The sequence below is a fragment of the Azoarcus sp. KH32C genome (assembly GCF_000349945.1).
GTDB lineage: Bacteria > Pseudomonadota > Gammaproteobacteria > Burkholderiales > Rhodocyclaceae > Aromatoleum.
The window spans coordinates 5018970-5037926 of record NC_020516.1 but is presented as its reverse complement, the minus strand read 5'-3'; the positions used below and the strand labels follow the sequence as shown (position 1 = coordinate 5037926).

Genomic DNA, 18957 nt, shown 5'->3' with positions numbered 1-18957 from the left:
CTGGGCGGGCTGGAGAGCTGGAGAAGAGGAAATTCGAAGGCTCAGAAAATCTGCGCCCCCAGCTGATCGACGAGCGCCGCCGGATCGACGTCCGGCACGTCGAATTCCAGATCGTCCAGCGACACGTTGAAGGGTTCGCCTTCGCGGTAGGTGATGGGGAAGCGGACGCCGAATTCGAGGCCGGAGCCGAGTTCGACGGCGGCCAGTTCGAAGCGTTCGTCGTAGAGGCTGGCGCCCAGCGCGGTGACGGCGACGTAGCCGGAGACGTCGAAGCGGAAGGTGGGCTGGGCGTGCAGGGCGGCTTCGGCGTCGATTGCGAGGCCTTGCGAGGGCATCCAGTCGATGTGGATGCCGGCTTCGGCCGCGCCGGAAATGCCGAGGGTGCCGCCGATTTCGAGGCCGCCGGTGGCGCTGGCGCCGGTGATGCCCAGCCCGATGCCGGCGCGGGCGCCGAGGCGCAGTCCCGCCTGGGCGGGGACGTTGAGGTGGGCGTCGCCGGTGACGTGGGTGTTTTCCTCGTGCGCGGGGTTGTATTCGATGCCGATCCGGAGCTGGTCGATCGCACCGGGGCCGATGCTGGCGTTGGCGCTGAGATTGCCGCCGACTTCGGCGACGATGCCGGGGATGATCGGAATCTGGGTCGCGAGGCCGAAAATGCGCTTGTCGTATTCGAGCTTGGAGAAGATTTCGAGCTGGTTGGGCAGGGCGATTTCGCCGGAGACCGTGATCTCGCCGTTGGGGTCGAGGCGGATGCCGGCGGTGCCTTGCAGCCAGGGCGCGATCTGCACGGTCGCGGAGCCGCTGCCGTAGACGATGATCGGGGCGTTGGGGGCGGCGTCGCCGCTGGGCTGGCCATCCTCGCCGACGCTGCGGTTGGTGGCGCCGACGGTGATCTGGCCGGAGAGCATGCCGCGCGCGAAGGCGCCGGAAAAGCGCGCGTCGAAGGCGCCGTCGTCGTAGGTGACGGTGAGCTCGGAGTCGACGCCGGGGATCGCGGGCTGCGCGGTGCCGGTGGCGGAGACTTTCCAGTCGCCTTCGTCCTTCTTGCATTCGACATGGATCGAGCCGGAGCGGATCGCGGGGTTGGCGGCGAGGGCCACGTCGCCGGCGATCGTCAGGCCGGTTTCGCCCTGGGTGATCGAGATGCCGGCTTCCTTGACGCCGGGGACCGAGAGTTCGGCGCTGCCGGTGAAGCTCCACGCGCCTTCGGTGACGCTGACGGTCGCGGTGGCGCTCTTGATGCCGCGGATCTTATCCGGCGTGTCGATGCCGATCGTGCCTTCGGCGCCGAGCGCGCCGTCGCGCCACCACGCGCGCACGCGGGCGCGGTCGAAGAGCGAGCGCTCGAAGGTGAAGCCGCCTTCGAACTGGACGCCGCCGGCGGTCGAGACGGAGGCCGCGAGTTCGCCGCTGCCGGCGCCTTCGATCGAGAACAGCACCTGACCGCCGAGCCCGAAGCCGCGGGCGGTGGAGTAGAAGACGCTGACGTAGGCGTCGTCGATCGTCGTGCGCGGGATCGGCAGGCTGATCTGCTCGGGGCCGTAGTCGAGCGAGAAGCTGAGGTCGCGGCCGCGCAGGCGCACGGTGATCGGGGCGTTGAAGATCGGGATCGACGGCGTCAGCGTGCCTTCGGCGGACAGTTCGCCGTCCTCGGTCGAGACGCTCGCGAAACTGACCGGGCTCAGGTGGCGGTAGGTGACGTTGAGTGCGGGCATCGCGGACGGGTAGCCGCGGTATTCGCCGTCGCCGGCGAGCGAGATCGTGACGGCGGGCGTTTCGGGCTGCCAATCGGCGGGGAGGTCCCATTCGGCGGCGAGCGAGCCGACGGGGCCGCTGGGCGTGCCGGCGGTGTCGGTGAGGTTGATCGCGGTGATCCGCAGGCCCGCGAGCGCGCGCGCCTGTGTCGTGCCGATCGCGGGCGCGCTGCCCGGGCTGTGGCGGAAGCGGCCGACGGTGATGCCGCCGGGGCCGGAGGTGAGGATGAACTCGCCGGCCGTGCCTTGGGCGACGCCGTCTTCGGTCGGATTCGGCGGGCTCGCGCTGCGTAGCGGTTCGGCTTCCTCGATCTCAGTCTTGGTCCACCAGGCGGAGGCGCCGGCCGCCGAGCCCGCGCCGGTCGCGGCGGCGCTCGTGAAGACGACGTCGTGCTGGCGGAGCACGGTGCCGCGGTCGGGCTTGGGGTCGAAGGTGTCGAGGTAGGCGTCGACCTTTCTGTAGATCCCGCTGCGGATCGTGCCGCCGGAGCTGGAGTTCGACGGCTGGTCGAGGAGCTCCATGTTCTGCACGCTGTTGCCGACACCCGAGCCCATCTGGCCGGAGACCTGCAGCTCGACGATGTGGTCGACCTGGAACTGCGGGATCGCACGGCCGTTGCGGTCCCAGTTCGGGATGCGGAGCATCGTCTGAAGCTCGGACAGGCTCTTCGACGTGAGGCGTGCACCGCGATGGGGCTTCAGGCGGATGCGGCCGCTGGCGTCGGCGGGGACCGGGATGTTGCGTTCGCCGAGCTTCGTGCGCACGGCGTCGGCGGGCACTTGCAGGCCGTTCCACACGGCGCGCTGGTCGGCGCCTTCGCGACCATAGCCGCGCACGCGCTTGAGATTGTTGGCGGAGGCGAGGCCGTTGTAAAGCGGCAGGTGGCGCGCCTTGACGGCCGGCAGTTCGAGGCGTTCGAGCGCGGTCTGCGCCGCCGGCGTGCGGTCGGTTTCGTGGAAGCGGGTGTCGAGGGTCGGGTCGACGGCGCGGGCGAGGACCGCTGCGGCCTGGCCGTCCTGCTGCACGACGTGGGTGAGCTCATGCGCGAGGAGGTGACGGCCTTCGGCGGTGGTGGGGGCGTAGGCGTCCGGGGCGATGTAGATGTCGCGGCCGGACGTGAAGGCGCGGGCGCCGAGGGCGGCGGTCAGGCGGGCGGCTTCGGCGTCGGTGTGGATGCGCACGTCGGCGAAGTCGCGGCCGAAATGGCCTTCGAGCGCGCTGCGGGCGTCCTTCGGGATCGGTTCGCCGCGACCCCGGCGGTCGTCGACACGGCTTGCCGCATAGGCGGGTAGCGCCGATGCGGGGGCGCCTGCTGCGGAGGGCGAAGGCGTCGTCGTGCTGGCCGGCGAGGAGGCGCTTGGCGCCGGTGCCGCCGGGCGGGTCGCGGGCGCGGCAGAGGGAGTCGGGCCGGTACCGCCCGCCTCGCCAGGCGCGGCGCTCGCCGCTGCGCCGGGTGCGCTCTGCGGTGTCGGGTCGGGCGTGCTCGGAGGGGCGACGGCGTTGGCGCGCTGTTCGGCTTCGCGTTCGATGCCTTCGCCGGGTTGGCTGATGCGTGCCGGCGGTTGCGCATAGGCGGGCAGCGCCGGCGGCGGGGCGGGTGTTGCCGCTGGCGAGCTGCCCTGCGCGCGCGCCGCCGGATTGCGCGAGGCGGCGCGAGACGTTTCCGGCGCCGGCCGTTCGCTCGGCCGGCGGGCGAATTTAGGCGACAGCGCTTCCATTGTCGCTGCCGGGCACGGGGCTCGCCGGTGGGGTAGCGGGCGTCGGCGGGCTCGGGGTCGGCGTGGGCCAGTCGCCCTTCGGCGAAGGCGCACCGCATTCCATCGCGACCTGCCACTTCGGCTTGTGGAGTCCCAGCGACCAGGGCGACTGCGCGGTGACGGTCGTGAGCGCGTGGTGGAAGGTCGAGTAGTGCTGCGGGCGCACCTCGGTGCCGAAGGACATGATGCCGCCGTTGTGTTCCTTGATCGCGCCGGGCAGATGGACGCCGTTGGCGTCGGTCATTGCCTTGGTCATCGCGTCGTGGTCGACCGGATCGCCGATGTTGGTGCCGCCGGTGACGTACTCGTCGTCCACGCCGAACGCATGCCCCCACTCGTGCGCGGCGGTGATCATGCGTTCACCGCCGTCGACGATGAGGTCCGCGCGCTGGTCGGTCGCGAGTTTCGGCTGCGTCTGGTCGGCCTCCGTTTCGCCGCGCGGCGTGATGGTCACGCGCGTGGCGGTGTTCGCGAAACCGTTGTTGGCGAGGTGGTCGCGCACGGCGTTGGCACGCCGCTCCGACAGGTCGTGATTGTATTTCTCGTCGCCGGAAGCGCTCGTGTGGCCGACGATCTCGACGCGGACTTCCTGGTGCGCCGCGTTGCCGACCGCACCATTGAATCGCGCGATGAAGTCGTTGAGTTTCCCGACCGCAGTGCCTGTCAGCGCATCCGAGTTGAAGCCGAATTCGACCGATTCGCGCAGCAGGTCGTATTCCTTCGGCCCCGTGGTCGTGCTCGCGAGCCGCATCGTCTGGTCGCGCGGGTCGGTGGTGCTGCCGGGAGCGACTTCGTGCGAGATGTCGAAGGTGCGCAGACTCTCGCCGGGCGGCGTCTTGTAGATCTCCGCGGTCATGTGGTCGCCGGCGGCTTTCGCGCGCTGGCCGATGTCGAGGGCCACCTTCACGTCGGCGCCCAGCCAGGTCCAGCGCGGCTTGTTGAGGAAGAAGCTGTGCTTGCCGCTCCACGTGGATTCGATCAGCGACTTCAGGTTGGCAAGCCAGGGCGCCTGTTCCGCGGGCGTCCATTGGTAGAGCGACAGCAGCGCGTTGCGCACGATCGCGACGGGGATTCCGTTGACGCGGTTGGCGAGTGCGGTGATCTCCGGCGTGGCCGGGAGGTCCGGGTGCGGGGTGACGACGCCGGCGTTCTGCACGAGGGTGTCCTTGAATTCGGCGGCGACCCCCTGCTTGATGTCGAGTACGCCCTCGCCTTCGACCGCGTCGGGGCGGTACTGGGCGTCGAAGCCGCCGTAACCCGCGGCGCCGATGATGCCCTGCGGCGCCGCCGGGTAGGGGCCGGCCTTGGCCCATTTTTCGGATTCGTCGAGTTCCTTGCGGCAGCCGGCCATCGGGTCGGCGGGCGCGCCGCTGTCGCCGAAGAGGTCGTCCCAGAAGTCGCGCTGCAGCTTGGGCGCGGCGCTTTGCGGGCCGCCGGCTTCGGCCTGCTGACCGACGTGGGCGAGCTCGTGGGCGAGGAGTTCGAGGCCGGCGTCGCTGTCGGGGGCGTAGCTGCCGGCCGAGAAGTAGATGTCGTTGCCGACGGTGAAGGCGCGTGCGTGCATCTGGACGCACATCGCGTCGGCTTCGGCATCGGTGTGGATGCGCACTGCGGAGAGGTCGCGGCCGAGCTTGGCTTCGAGCTGGGCGCGCAGGTCCGGCGCGAGCGGTGCGCCCTGGCCGCGGCGGGCGCCGATGCGCTGCTCGGTTTCGGGCGGGACTTCCTGGCCGGCGAGGGCGTCGGGCGCCTTCGACGCGGGTTTCGCAGCGGGGCCGGCGCCGGGTGCGACGGATTGCGGGGCTTCGGTTGCGGCGGCGCGCATCAGCTTCGGTGCGAGCACCTCCTTCTTCGGCGGCGTGATTGCCGGCTCCAGGCTGCCGCGCGGGCCCGCGCCGCCGCAGCTCGGACACTTCGACGGCTCGCTTGCCGACACGTTCGCCGGCGAGCGCATCGCGCGGCGGACTTCGCCGGCGACCTTGTCGGCTTCCTGTTCGGCGGCGTCCTGGGGCTGGCTGACGGCGAGCTTGGCCTGCAAGTAGCCGGGGGGCTTTGCACCCTTGCCGCTGGCTGCGTTCTTGTCGCCCTCCTTGCCCTGGGGTTTGGCGGCGCCGTCGGGTTTTGCTTCGCCGGCCTTCGGCTTTGGCGCATCGCCCGCCTTCTTTTCGGGTGCGGGCGAGGGCGGGGGCTTGCGGCGCAGCGTGCCGCCGGGGGCGAGGCTGCTCACGCGCTGCTCCTCGCGTGCATCAGTTGCGGCGGCGGGGTGCGGCCGATCTTGCGGTATTCCTCGATCAGCGCGGCGACGAGCTGTTCGGGCGCGATCGGGCGGGTGGCGTCGCCGTCGTCCGGTGCGGCGGGGTCGAGGGCCGCGGCCTGCAGCACGGCGTTGCGGATATGGCCGCCGGGCAATGTGCAGTAGCTTGCGAGGTGGCGGCACAGGGCCGCGTCGGGGGAGCGCTGACCCAGGTGCGACTGCCAGATGCGCAAGCGTTCTGCCACGCCCGGCGGTGGAAACTCGATGATGGTATCGAAGCGGCGGGTGAAGGCCGCGTCGATGCGGCCGCGGGTATTGGTGGTTAGGACCACGATGCCCGGATGCTGTTCGATCCGCGTGAGCAAAAAGTTGGTGAGCATGTTGGCGTAGCGCTCGCCGGTCTCCTTGCCTTCGCCGCGGCGGCCGAAGAGGCTGTCGGCTTCGTCGATCAGCAGGAGCACGTCGAGCGCGGCGGCTTCGTCGAGGAGGCGCCCGAGATTTTTCTCCGATTCGCCGATGTACTTGTTCATCACCGCGGAGAGGTCGACGCGGAAGAGCGGGGCGCCGAGCAGTGTCGCCAGCCGGCTTGCGGCGAGGGTCTTGCCGGCGCCGCTGTCGCCGGCGAAGAGCGCCCGGACGCCCGGTGCGGGCTCGGCGAGGCTCGCGCCGAGGCCGTCGCGCAGTTTTTCGCGCTGGCGGCAGCGGGCGACGAGGGCGCCGAAGCGTTCGACGAGTTCGTCCGGCAGCACCAGCGCGTCGGGCCCGACTTCGCGCGTCACGGGCTGCGCGAGCTGGCGCAGGCGTTCGCTGCCGAAGCCGGCACGGGCGCGGCGCAGGTGGGCGAGGCCGGGCGCTTCGCGGCGGACCTGGGCGTCGAGGCGCACGCGTTCGGCAAGGGTGTGCACGGTCGGGCCGTCGAGGAGCGCGTGGTCGGCGAATTCGCGGCCGAGATCGGCTTCCGCGAGCCCCGCGTCGTTCGCGGCGAGGGCGGCCCGCCAGGCGGCGTGGCGCTCCTGCGGGGAGAGCGGCGGCAGGTCGATCTCGGTCAGCAGCGGGCCTTCGACCGCGCCGTCGCGGCCGGTGACGATCAGCATCGGCACGGCGAGCGCGGGAGTGGCGGGCAGCGTGTGGCGTTCGCCGGGGCCGAGGTCCAGCGTCAGCACCGGCATCCAGCCGGCGTAGCGGCAAGCGGGGGCGAGCGCGGGGTTGCGCGCCCAGGTCGCGGCTTCCATCTGCAGCGGCGGGCGGCCGACGGCGGTGGCGAGGCGGGCGGCGGCTTCGAGGCCGGCGCCGCGTGAGCCGCGCAACACGACGTGCCGGGTGATGCCGCCGCGCAGCATGCCGGCGAGCGAGGGGAGTTGGTCGCAGTAGCTTTCCGGCAGCACGGCGTCGGTGACGGGCAGCGGCGACGTGTGTTGCCACGCGCTGGTGTCGCCGCAGAGCAGGGCCCATAGCTCGGGCGCGATCGACAGGCTGCGGGTGGGCATCGGGCCCTCGCCGGTGACTTCGAGGATGCCGGCGCGGACGAGGCGGTGGTTGGGCAGCGCGAGCGGGGGCAGGTTCGTGCCGAACAGGGGTTCGCCGAGGGCGGCGACGAGGTGCAGGCCGGGGCGGACCGCGCCGGGGGATTGCAGCTCGGCGACCGCGAGGTTCAGCAGGTAGCTCGATTCGTTCTCGCCGCAGAGCGCGAGCGCGAACCATTCGTGGAGCTGCAGCTTGAGGTCGGCAAGCAGGCGGCCGAGCGGGCCGCGGAATTGCGGGGCGAGCTGGGCGAGCGCCTGGCAGGCGGCCGGCCAGTCTTCGCGCGGGGTGTCGAGCAGGGTCGCGAGATCGTCGGCGCCGCCGCTCGACGCCAGCGCGTCGAACACCGCGGAGCGCGTGCCGAGGCTGAGCTTCGCGAAGTGCAGGATGCCGGCGTGGACGAAGGCGCGCGAGAGGCGGGGGCCGTCGAGCGGCGGGGCGGGTGTGTTCATGACGTGAAACCTCCGCTGTCGTAATGGAAGTGCACGACGCGTCCGAGCCAGGGCAGCCAGCCGGGGTCGAGGTCGAGGCCGGGGCGGCGGATGTCGAGGTCCACGTCGGCGAGGCGCAGATGGATGTCGACGTGGCTGCGCGTTGCGATCACGTGCGCCGGGCGCTCGGCGAGCGCGGCGCGCAGCGCGGTTTCGCCGTAGTGGCGCAATGTTGTGTGCAGCACGATGCCGGATTCGGGGCCGCGGGGCAGGCGTGTGAGCGTGGTCGCGGGCTTGTCGGGCGAGCCGTCGTCCGGCGCGAGAGCGCAGGCGTCGGCGAGGAAGGCTGCGAGCGGCGCGTCGGGGGTGAAGCCCAGCGTGGCCGCGAGGCGGACGAGTTCGCGCCAGCCGGCCTGAGGCTCGTCGAGGCGGGCGCGCCAGTCGCGCAGGGCGGGAAGGTCCAGCACGTTGAGCAGGAAGAAGAAACCGCCGCCGCGGGTGTGGAAGTCATGGTCCGCGGCGGGCGGAAGGGTCGCGGACGAGGCCGCGACGGAGGAGACACGGTGGGGCGCGGACGCGTCACGGGGGGCGACGGGCGGGGTGTTGTCCGGGGGTGTGTCGGTACTGGCGAACGGATCGTATGGAGCTACCGTCGGGTGAGCGCTGACCGCGGTGGCAGGAGCCCGAAGGGCTGCGTTTTGCGTCGGGTCGGGCGCTTGCGCGTCGGCGGGGTGATGGCCGCGTCCTGCGTGGCTGAGCCGATCGAGGTGTCTGTTCGGTGTCGACGTGGCCGCCGGGGCGAGAAGGGTCTCGGCGGCGGCGCGCAGGGTCTCGGCGGCGTTCGCGCTCGCCAACGCGGCGGGTGCGTGGGTCCAGAGCGCGAGCACCGCCTGCAGGACGACGCGCGGGTCGGTCGAGGGTAGGTCGCGGAGGGGTGCAGCGCGTAGGGCAGCGGAGCGGAACACGGAGTCCGCCGTCTGTGTTGGCGCGACTGGTTCGGGCGCTCGGGCCGTCGACCGAGTATTGGGTGGGGCCTCAAGCGCCGGGCGGCGGGATGCGCTGCGCGCTCCCGCCCTCCGTTCGTGCGGGGTCGGGTCGAGCGCGCCTGTGATGGCGCTTTGCCAGCCGGTCGTGGTGCCGATGGCGTGCAGGACGCTGCGGGCGGCGGGGGCGTCGAGGGTGCGCCACAGGGCCGGGAGGCTGTCGCGCAGCGCGGGCCGTTCGAGGAGGGCCGGCAGCGCCAACGCATCCTCGCCGAGCAGCTCCGCGAGCGCTTCCGCCGCGGGGCGGGCGAGCAGGGCCGTGCGATGGCGCCACAGCCAGCGCCCGTGCGCGGTGCCGGCGAGGAGGTCGCGGACGAGGCAGGCGCGGTAGTCGAGCGCGTTGCGGAAGCGCACGGCGTCGGCGGCGTCGGCGGCGGAGCTCCAGGGGTCGGCGGCGCGGCGGGCGAGGTGCTCGGTGGCCGCGGCCGCACGCGCGGGCAGCTCGGCGGCAGTGCCGGCGACCGCGACGCGGCGGACGACGACGATCGCGTCGTCGGCGACATCGGACCAGTGCGCGCGGGCAAGCGCGGCGGGGAGCGTCGCGCGTGCGGCGTCGATCGCGGACGCGGTGCCGCGCAGCAGGACGCGGCCGACGCGGATGTCGCCGGTGTTCATCGTCAGCCCCGGTTGAGCCCGCTGATCTGCAGCGCGGTGTTGAGTATCGCTGCCGGATTCCGTTCGAGCTGCGGGTCGAGGATGCTCGCGACGGAGGCGACCGTGCCCTGGTCGTCGTGGTCGTCGACGCGCAGCGTCGCGATGACGCGCTGGCTGTCGTCGAAGAGCTGCAGCAGCGTGCCGGGGGCGGCTTCGCGGTTGAGTGTCAGGCGCAGCGCGTCGCCGAGGCGGAAGCGGCCGGGGATCGTCTGCAGCCGGCCCTGCACGAGTTGCTGCGGATCGTCGCTCGCGGCGAGCAGCAGGCAGGCGCGGACGAGGTTCCTCATCGCAGTGCGGCTGCCGGCGGAGGCGTCAGTGTCGATCTGGCGGAACCACCAGGCGACGAGCTCGACGAGGGTGCGGATGCCGTTGAAGTCGCGCTCCTCGGCGTCGGCAAGGCCGGGCCAGCCTTCGGGCGTCTCGACGGCGAGGCGGTTGGCTTCGGCCGCGGCGGACCATTGCAGTCGGATCGACGGGGCGATCGTGCGCAGGCGGGCGAGGATGCAGCCCGCGGCGGCGTCGAGGCGCTGGTGCAGCGCACGCGCCGGGTCGCGTAGCAGCGGCGAGGGGATCGCGAGAAGGTCGTCGAGCGCGAGGATCGCACTGCCCTGGCGTTGCAGTTCGGACAGCGCGCTGGCGTTGAAGGGGCGGGCGGCGAGGTCGCGCACGAGGGCGTGGTTCTGCTGGATCAGCGATGCGAGCACCGGGGTATCGGCGGTGGGGCTGCGGTTCAGGCGCAGCGCGAGTTTTTGGCGGCGCGTGTCGACGAGGCCGGCGAGGATCGCGCGGCCGGGCAGCAGGTGGCCGAGCGGGCGCAGCGTGGCCCAGTCGCCGGCGGGGATGTCGTAGACGGCCTCGATGAAAGGCGCCAGCGCGGCCGGGAGCGAGGTCTCGCGGTTCGCGCAGCCGGGGACGAGGTCGTCCGGAGATGCGGGGCGCAGGTCCAGTGGATCGGGCAATGTGCGGCCAAGTGGGGTTTCGCGCACCTTCACGTAGAAGAGGCCGCGGTGGCTTTCGATGACGCGTTTGCGCTCGGCGTAGGCGGCCTCGATCTCGCGCCAGTGCTCGGCCAAGAGGCGCTGGGCGACGGCATAGTCGTCGAGGGCTTCGACGCGGGCGCGCTCGCGCACGTCGAGCTCGCGGATCCCGGCCGGGATGTCGGCTTCGAGGGCGGCGAGCCGGGCGCGCAGGTCATTGAGCGCCTGCTGGTGGCGGCGTCGCAGCGTCGTCAGCGCGCCGCGCAGGGCCTCGATCTTGCGGATGTCGTCGGCGACGACCTTGCCGGCGGAGAAGAGCGCGGATTCGTCGTTGTGCTTGAGACCGTCGCCCGCGTCGTCGCCCGGGCGGGGGATCGCGAGGTCGAGCCGCGGGCGCAGCAGCAGGCCGTCGGCATTGTGCAGGTCGGGTGCGACGAAGAGGCGGAAGGCGGGCGCCTGCATCACGTCGTCGATCGCGCCGAGGCGGCGCAGCTCCTCGGGCTTCAGGTAGTCGTCGAGGAAGTCGCAGACGCGGTCGATCAGCGATTTCGCCTGGTTCTGGCGCGCATTGGCCTTGTCGCGCAGGTCGAGGAGGTCGCGCCGGACGTTGAGGAAGCTGTCGCGGATCACGTCGACGTGCGACAGCATGCCTTTCGCGGCGGTCGTGGCCTTGCTGAAGACGGGCTCGGTCAGCGGCTCGCTCGGTTCGGCGGCGACCTGGAAGGAGCCTGCGAGCGCGGCGAGGCTCGCAGCGGAGATCGTCGGCTCCATCTGCACGGCGCCCGAAATCGCCCCGGCTCTTGCGTCCAGCACCGGTGTGGCGGCGGCGAGCTTCACTTCGCTAAATTCCGCGGAGTTGGCCGTGAAGCGGTTGAGGATGTCGCTCATGTCGGATTCTCCGGAGTCGTCGCGACCTTCGGCACGAACTGCGCCTTCGTCGTCCAGCGCACGAGCTTCGCGCCGAGGCCGTCGCCGGGCACGCCGCCGGCGAGCGTGCTGAGCGATACGGTGAGCGTGTCGAGTTGCTGGCGCTGCAGGCCGAGGAAGTCGTTCACCTCTTCGAGTAGGCGGAAGCTCTTGTCGAGCGCGGCTTCGAGGTGGCGGATGTCCTCACGCAGGTCCTCGCGCTGGCGGAAGAGGCCGGGGTCGCCGGGCTGCGTGTCTTCGACCGGCGAGTAGTCCGGCGGGGGCGGATGGCGGTCGGCGACATGGCTCGCGTAGGGCTCGGGCAGCGGTGCAGCGGGCAGCGCGACGGCGTGGGTCGCGAGGGCGGGGGCAGTTGCTGCCGGCAGCGTCGCGCGGCGGGCGGTGACGAGGTCGTCGCGGTAGAGGTCGGGGTCGCGCGGCGCGATGGCGCGCGGCATCGGCGCGCGCAAGGCCTTCAGCTGCTCGGGCGTGAGGCCGTTGAAAAGCGCGAACCACTGCTGCTTCCACGTCTGGAAAGTACGCGCGGCCGCTTCGCCGCGGCGGAAGAGTTCGTCTTCGAGCTGCGTGTCGCGCTGCGGCAGGTCGAAGAGGTCGCGGCGGTAGTCGAGATCGGGGATCGCGAGCAGCAGGCGGATGCGTTCGCCGAGGCCGTGGATCAGGTCCACGGCGCCGCGCGAGAGCTCGTCGGCGACGACGCCTTCGATCGTGTTTGCGGGGACCGGCGCGAGTTCGACCTGCAGGTCGGCGGGGAGGAAGGCGAGGCTGGGCGTCTTGCCCGCAGGGTCGCGCAGGAGTGCGGCGGGGAGCGGGCCTGCAGCGGGCAGGTAGTCGAGGCCGAGGAGTTCGGGCAGCGTCTGGGTCGGCACGTTCGGCAGCGGCGCGGGGTGATCGCGCTGCCAGGCTTCGAGCGCCGCGACGGTGTGGGCGAGCAGCGTGTGGGCGGCGGCGTCCGGCTCGGCGAGGAGGCGCCCCGCGAGCGGGTCGAACCACACGGGGAGCTTCCCGACGACCTTGACGAGGCCCAGCGGCACGGCGCCGCTGTCGGCTCGGAAGGGCGATTCGCGCAGCAGCCGGGCGCCGATGCGGTTCGCGGCTTGCCGTTGCGGCATCGCCATCAGCCGCGGGCTGCCGGCGATGCGTTGCAGGCCGAGGAGGCTCACGGTCTCGATGCGGCGCTCGCGCAGCGGGTCGGGCTCGGTGCGGGTGCAGGGCTCCTGGTCGGTCGGGTCGTCGATCGGCTCGACGGCGCTGCGGATCGTCACGAGGAAGAGGCCGTCGCGCAGCGGGGCGTCCTGGTCGCGCTCGGCCTGGGCGGCGAGGTCGGTCCAGGCCTGGTCGAGCGGATAGAAGAGGCGGATCAACTGGCCGGCGGCGCCGACCGCGAGGCCAGGCTGGACGCGGACGCGGGTGTCGGCCCCGGTGCCGAAGAAGGCGCAGGGCAGGCCTTCGACGATGCCCGGTTCGAGGCTCGCGAGCAGTGGCGCGACGCGGTCGTCGACGTAGGCCTGCAGGCGCTCGAACTCGCGCTCGCCGAGCGCGCGGCCCGGGAAGAGGTTGAGGCGGCGCGGGTCGTCGGGGCGCTTTTCCGGCTCGTGCAGCCGGATGTCGACCGGCACGCGCGGCAGCAGCGTCAGCGCCGGGCGCAACGCGAGCGCGGCCAGCAGGCTGGGCGAGAGGAAGGACGGGGTGGCCATGATGTGCTCCCTGGTTCGTCAGCCCGCGACCCGCTTCCACAGTTCGAGCTGCGTGCCGGACAGGCCGAAGTTCTGCCCTTCCTCAAGGAAGAACTTCGGCAAGTCGATGGCGCCGGCGGCGTCGAAGAGGCGGTCGCGGATCTTTTCGAAGCCCGCGAGGCCGGCGCGCGCGATCGCGAGCGTGCTGGGCCACAGCGCGGGGTCGAGGCGGCGGTCGGCAAGTCCGACGATCTGCACCGCGGCGATGCGCGCGGGTTCAACGCCTCCGATCAGCGAATCCGCGCCTCGGGCGGCCTTGACGCCGGCATCGTCCGCGCCGCGGGCGCGCGCGAGGCGTTCCAGCGTCAGCTCGATCGCGAGGTTGCTCGCCTGTGCGGCCTCGATCTTCAGTTTCTCGATCGCGGCGTTGGCGTCCGCGAGCTGGATTTCGAGTTCCGCGACGCGGGCGCGCAGGGTCGCGATCTCGTTGTTCGCCGCGGCGAGCGCATTTTGCAGCTCGGCGACACGCGCGAGTGCAGTGGCTTCGCGGGCAAGGCTGGCGTCGAGCTTCGCGCGCGTGTCGGCGAGTTCGGCGCGGGTGGTTTCGAGGCTGGCGCGCGCCGCGTCGAGTTCGGCCTTGAGCTTCGCGATCTCGTCGCGTGCGGCCTGCAGGTCGGCGTCGGTGCCGCCGGCCGTTTCGAGCTTCGCCAGCGCGTCCTTGAGTGCGGCTTCGAGTTCGCCGATGCGCTGCCGCGCGGCGTCGAGCTGGGCGGTGAGCGTCGCCTTGTCCTGCTCCAGCGTGGCGGATTTGGCGCGTTCCGCGTCGAGCGCCGCGGCGAGTTCCTCGATGCGCTGCTTCAGGGTCTCGTCGACCGGGGAGGCGGCGGTCTTCAGGCGCTCGATCTCGGCGCGCGCGGCGTCGAGTTCGGCCTTCAGCGCGTCGATGCGGTCGCTGGCGGCCTCCAGCGCGTTGGCGAGGACCGCGGCGTTGCGGTCGTCGGATTTAAGGGTCTCGATTTCCTTCTGCGCCGCGGCGAGCGCGAGCTTGAGACGTTCGATTTCGGCGAGCGCATCGGTGAGGCGCTGGTCACCGCCCCCGGCCGCAACGGCCTTTTCGAGCTCGGCGATGCGGACCTTGAGACGCGCGATCTCGGCCTCCAGCGCGCCGCGCGCCTCTTCGGCCGCGTCGACGTTTTCGAGCGCGGCGTCGAGCTGTTCTTCCAGCAGCGCGGCATCGGGCGGAAGCGCCGAGCCCGGCGGCGGCAGCGTCATGCCGAGCGCGAGGACGACGGCGCTGACGGCGGTCTCCGCGGTGCGCGGCGGGCGGCGCACGAACATCAGCTCGGCGGGATTCACGTCGGCCCAGATCGCGCGCCAGACGTCGGCATCGGTGTCGATACGGTGGATCGGCAGCTGCGGCAGGATGCGCAGCGCGAGGCGGTCGAGCCGCGCGAGGCGGCCGAGGGACCGCGGCACGACCTCGGCGGGTGCCTCGAGCTGACGGGCGCGCAGCGCGAAGGCGGTGTCGCTCATCGGCACCAGCACCATCACGTCGCAGTCGGCGTCGCGTTCGAGGTCGATCGGGGCGAGGTGGGCGGAGTCCGCGAGCACCGCTTCGAGTTCGCTGCGCCGCACCGGCGCGATGCTGACTTCGTAATCCTTGGGGAAGAACTGCTGGCGGCCGCCGACCGGATCGATGCAATCCTGCGGGATCGGCCCCCAGGGCGGCAGCACGCGGAAGTACTGGCTCGCGGCGAAGGCCCCGCGCAGGCCGGCGCTCTGGCGCGCCGTGAGCACGGCCTGCATCAGCTCCTGGTAGTGCGCCGCGAGATCCTGCTGGATCGCGTTGGGGGTGTTCAGCGCGCGCTGCGGGCGGCGCAGCAGGCCGCGGTCGAGCCACAGGACGCGGCCGCGTTCGACCGCGATCAGGCCCAGCGCGACGGCGTCGTCGGAGGGCAGCGCGAGGCGTTCGCCGCCGGAGAGCAACTCGCGGGCGAGCGTCGCGCGCACCGCGATCTCGTCCTGACGCGGCAACGGCAGCGGCAGCGGCATCAGGCGCAGCTCGACGCCCTCGGCCCACGCGGCGACGTGCGGGACGCGCGGCGCGGCGAGGTCCTTGGGGAAGGCTTCGGCGACGCCGTCGACGACCTCGGCATGCGTCAGCGCGAGCGCGTAGAGGCCGCGCGCGTAGCTGCGGAAACGGCCGTCGTTGAGCGTCGCGATCAGGCCGCTGTTGAGGAGGTCGATCGTCAGCGGCGTGTTCGCGAGTTGCAGTACGCGCCCGGACGGCGCGATCGCGATGCCCGGCGCGACCTGCAGCAGGTGGCCGGACTGCAGGCTGAGGTCGAGCCCGCGCACGATGCCGGCGCCGAAGACCTGGCCCAGCTCCAGCAGGCGCTCGTCGAGGTAGATCTGGTCGCGGTTGAGGTCGGAGGCCTTCAGCAGCTGGCCGTCGAAGTAGTTCGTGCGCGACAGCAGCGGGTCGATGCTGGAGATGCGTTCGCCGGCCGCGTTGGTCGTGCCGATCCGGAGCGGGGTGAAGCGGATGTTGGCCATGGCGGCTCCTTACGCGCGGATCAGCCGGGCGAGCGCCGCGGCGTTGAAGAGGAAGGGGCGCACGAGGTTGTCGACCTCGATGCGGCGCGGATTGACGATCAGGTCCGGCTCGGGCGCGGGCGGCGTGAGGCGGATCGCGATGCGCGCCAGCAGCGTGCGCGCGAGCTGCGCCGGGTCGGTGAGGAAGGCCTGGCGGGCGACCAGCGCCTGGTTGTCGTCGCCGAGCGAATGCAGCAGGCGCGCGCCGAGTTCGAGCTGGCTGCGCGCGGCGCCGGTGGCAGCGTCGACCTGGGCGCGCTCGCGCTCGCCGAGATTCGCCTCGATCTCGCCGTACGGTCTGATCCGCGCGTGGGCCGCGAAGAGGTGCTCCTCGGCAGGTGCGTCGGCGGGGCGTTCGGCGACGAGCTCGAAGAGCACGCAGTCGGCGACGCGGCTGGGTTGGACCGGGTCGGTGCCGGCATTGACCTCGGTCGCGAGCACCGGCTGCAGGCCGCTATTGCAGTCCTGGTAGCGCATCGTGACCTTGAGCCACAGCAGGTTGTCGGCCTCGGCGTAGCCGTCGCGGATCAGCGCGCCCCACAGCGCCTCGTCCTCGTGCTGGGCGGTGAGCCAGGCGCCGAGGTCGACGCAGTAGGGCTCGGCGACGCTCAGCTCGCGCCCGAGGCCGTCGACGCCGACGCCGGGGCTCACGACGAGGCGCACGCGCACGTTGTCGGTGTCGTTGCCGGGGTCTTCCGCGCGCAGGCTCACGCGCAGCCCCGCCACCGTGCCTGCGCCGTGCAGCCAGTAACCGTGGCGCGTCGCGCGGCGGCGATGGTAGTCCTGCTCGGCACGCGTCGCCTCCAGCCCCAGCAGCATGCCGGGCTCGTAGCTCACGCGCTTCAGCGCCTCCTCGAAGCGGCCGTCGCCGGCGAGGCTTGCGTCGCAGTTGTCGTCGGGCTCGCTCATGCCCTTCCTCCTTTAGTGTCCTTCGCCGGCGGTCGCGTCGATCGGCACGGCGTGCTCGGGATCGAGGGCGACCGGGTTGTGCAGCAGATCGCCGCGGCCGAGGCGCGTGCGGTCGAGCACGACGCGCCCCGGTGGCGGCTGGGTTTCCAGCCAGGTGTCGATGCCCAAGAGCGGCGACAGGCCCAGCACGAAGGGGTGGTCGCTGGTGCGGATCGCCCATTGCACGGTGGCCGGCACAAGCGCGGGCAGGGCGTCGCGCACGACCGCGGCGAGGTTTTTCGCCGGCCCGTGCAGGATCACCGTCATGCGCCGCGAAGCCTCGTCGAAGAAGCGCTCGACGACCGCCGCCTCGCCCCTGCGCTCGGCCACTTCCGGCGCGAACAGCGCGAGGAATTCGCGCGCCTGGTCGTCGGAGAGGATCAGGCTGTCGCCGACGATGCTGTTGCCGGAGAGGCCGGTGCCGAGCGTCAGCGGATGGTCGCGGTCGTCCATGTCGATGCCGAGGATCGTCGCCATCGTGCGGCGCAGCCGGAAGTGCTCGACCGGGATCACCGCGCCGCGCGCGACGGCGCCGTCGGTGAGGATGTCGAGCGCGAGGAGCAGGCCGCGATAGCTGCCGTGCGTCTGCTGCATCGCGCCCTGCGAGGCGAGCCAGCGGCGGCGGCGGGCGTCGGGCCAGTGGCGCGGCAGTGTCGTGCCGAGCAGGCCGGCGAGCCAGTGCAGGCGCGCAGCCGGCGTTGCGGCCGGGTCGAGCAGGACCTCGGAGGCGGCGATGCGGTCTTCGAGCGGCGTCATCACGCCTTCGAAGCTCGCGAGCAGGCGTTCGCGCAGGTCGGCGCCATTGGCGGCGACCGTGTCGGCATCCTCCAGCGGCAGCGGGCGTTCCTGCTGCTGGAAGTGGTCGGGCAGGTAGTGCGTCTGCCACGAGAAGCGCGGGTAGTAGACGCGCAGCGCGAAGATCGCCGGGCTGTGGCGGCCGTCGCCGTGCATCGTGATGCGCAGGCGCAGATAGCGTCCGCGCACCTCGCGCACCGCGCCGTTGCCGCGCTGGATCAACAGCTCGTAGAGGCCCGCGTGGGGGTCGTCCGTCGGCGCGCGGCCGGGCGCGAAGGGGAGTTCGGACGGGCGCGGCGTCCGCACCGGTGGCGGCTGCGCGATCCATTCGACGGGCAGTTCTTCGCGGTCATCGCCCGCCTGCACGGCAAGGTCGATGCGGCAGCCGGGCGGGAGGCAAGCATCGAGATAGAGGCGGTCCCACAGCGTGTCGGGCATCGCCGAGTCGAGGATTTCAGAGAGCGTCACCGTGCCGGACGGCGCGAAACGGGCCTGCGCGAGCCGGTAGAGGCGGATCGGGCCGTCTTCGGTCAGCGTACGCGGGTGGCCGTCGCGATGGCGGACGAAGCGGAGGCCGGCGGAGACTTCGGCGGAAAAAGCGGCGGCTTCGGAGCGGCGCGGCCAGCGTTCGGGCACGAGATCCGCGATCTGGTCGTCTTCGGACTCGGGGAGGGCGAAGAGCGGGCAGTCGCGCAGCTTGCCGCGCTCGGGGCCCTCCTCGAAGGGCACGAGCAGCAGGAAGCGGCCGTCGCCGATCGCGGCGATGTCGGTCGCGAGCGGCAGGCCGGCGGGGAGGCGATGGACGCGGAAGGTCTCCGTCGGGCCGGCGGCGAGCGGGCGCGTGAAGACCTGCATCAACGGCGCATCGTCGGTGCCGTCGGGATGTTCCGCGAGCACGTAGAGGCGCTCGTCGTCGGCCGCGAGGCCCAGCAGGCCGCGGTGCGGCGGCAGTGCGAGGTCCCACAGCAGGCGCAACGGGTCGGGGTTCGCCTGCAGCGGCTCGAAGCGCTCGGGCCGGCCGAGGTAGGGCTGGGGCAGCGGCGCGCCGACCGCGAGGCCGAGGCGCGTCTCGCCGAGGAGCCAGACGCGGTCCGCCCCCATTGTCGCTTCCACGCAGGCGCGGCGGGGCGCGAAGGCGAGCGTGCAATGCGTCTGCCAGCGGCGGCGCAGATGGACCGCGGTGAGGCCGTGCTGCGTGCCGCCGTCGCTCCACGGCAGCGCGACGAGGCCGCTGCCGCCAAGCGCGAGATCGGTGAAGCGGCCCGCGGGCGCGTCGACCGGGTCCAGCACCAGCGTTTCGAGGTCAGGCGCGCCGGTTTCGGCATCGTCGAGTGCCGCGAGCACGGGTTGCCACGCCGTCGGCGGCCACGACAGCGTGCATTCGAAGCGTGTGCCGTCGTCGGAGAGACGGCCGATCTGGCCGTGGTCGTCGAGCACGCAGGGGGTGGCCGCGGCCAGCAGCTCGCGGGCGCGGGCCGGCGCGAGATGCGGCAGGCGTGGCGCGTCCTGGCGCGTCAGCGTGAAGGCGCGCTGCTCGGCGTCCCAGCTGCACTGCCGGCTTGCGTTGCGGAAGTCCGCGGCGCCATCGAGGAGCAGGAAGCGTGTGCCGTTGCTGTTCATCGTGGGGTGC

At 72.4% G+C, this 18957-nt stretch carries 9 protein-coding genes; all 9 read right to left on the bottom strand.

The features are described from left to right. Window positions 1-41: 41 nt before the first annotated feature. From AZKH_RS22645 to AZKH_RS22605, 9 genes are read right to left on the bottom strand one after another with little or no spacing between them, the layout of a single operon-like run. Window positions 42-3473 carry a DUF4157 domain-containing protein gene (locus AZKH_RS22645; protein WP_015438141.1) on the bottom strand — a complete coding sequence of 1144 codons (3432 nt, stop codon included), beginning with the start codon at window positions 3471-3473 and terminating at the stop codon, window positions 42-44. Further along, window positions 3454-5736 (bottom strand): DUF4157 domain-containing protein, encoded by a 2283-nt coding sequence (locus tag AZKH_RS22640; RefSeq protein ID WP_015438140.1) that lies wholly within the window; start codon window positions 5734-5736, stop codon window positions 3454-3456. The genes AZKH_RS22645 and AZKH_RS22640 overlap by 20 nt, the downstream gene beginning before the upstream one ends. Next, entirely contained in the window at window positions 5733-7736 is a 2004-nt protein-coding gene (locus tag AZKH_RS22635) for an ATP-binding protein (RefSeq protein WP_015438139.1), read from the bottom strand. The genes AZKH_RS22640 and AZKH_RS22635 overlap by 4 nt, the downstream gene beginning before the upstream one ends. After that, window positions 7733-9373: a hypothetical protein gene (locus AZKH_RS22630; protein WP_015438138.1), complete on the bottom strand. Its 1641-nt coding sequence runs from the start codon at window positions 9371-9373 to the stop codon at window positions 7733-7735. The genes AZKH_RS22635 and AZKH_RS22630 overlap by 4 nt, the downstream gene beginning before the upstream one ends. 2 nt (window positions 9374-9375) lie before the next feature. Further along, window positions 9376-11277 (bottom strand): hypothetical protein, encoded by a 1902-nt coding sequence (locus AZKH_RS22625; RefSeq protein ID WP_015438137.1) that lies wholly within the window; start codon window positions 11275-11277, stop codon window positions 9376-9378. Further along, on the bottom strand, window positions 11274-13010 hold the full coding sequence (locus AZKH_RS22620) for a hypothetical protein (RefSeq protein ID WP_015438136.1): 1737 nt from the start codon (window positions 13008-13010) through the stop codon (window positions 11274-11276). The genes AZKH_RS22625 and AZKH_RS22620 overlap by 4 nt, the downstream gene beginning before the upstream one ends. A gap of 18 nt (window positions 13011-13028) precedes the next feature. Continuing rightward, window positions 13029-15545 (bottom strand): hypothetical protein, encoded by a 2517-nt coding sequence (locus tag AZKH_RS26455; protein ID WP_015438135.1) that lies wholly within the window; start codon window positions 15543-15545, stop codon window positions 13029-13031. Window positions 15546-15554: 9 nt separating this feature from the next. Then, window positions 15555-16493, bottom strand: coding sequence for a hypothetical protein (locus tag AZKH_RS22610; RefSeq protein ID WP_015438134.1), 939 nt, complete (start codon window positions 16491-16493; stop codon window positions 15555-15557). A 12-nt stretch (window positions 16494-16505) separates the two neighbouring features. Next, complete coding sequence (locus AZKH_RS22605; protein ID WP_015438133.1) at window positions 16506-18947, bottom strand: hypothetical protein; 2442 nt, start codon at window positions 18945-18947, stop codon at window positions 16506-16508. Between the last annotated feature and the right edge of the window lie 10 nt (window positions 18948-18957).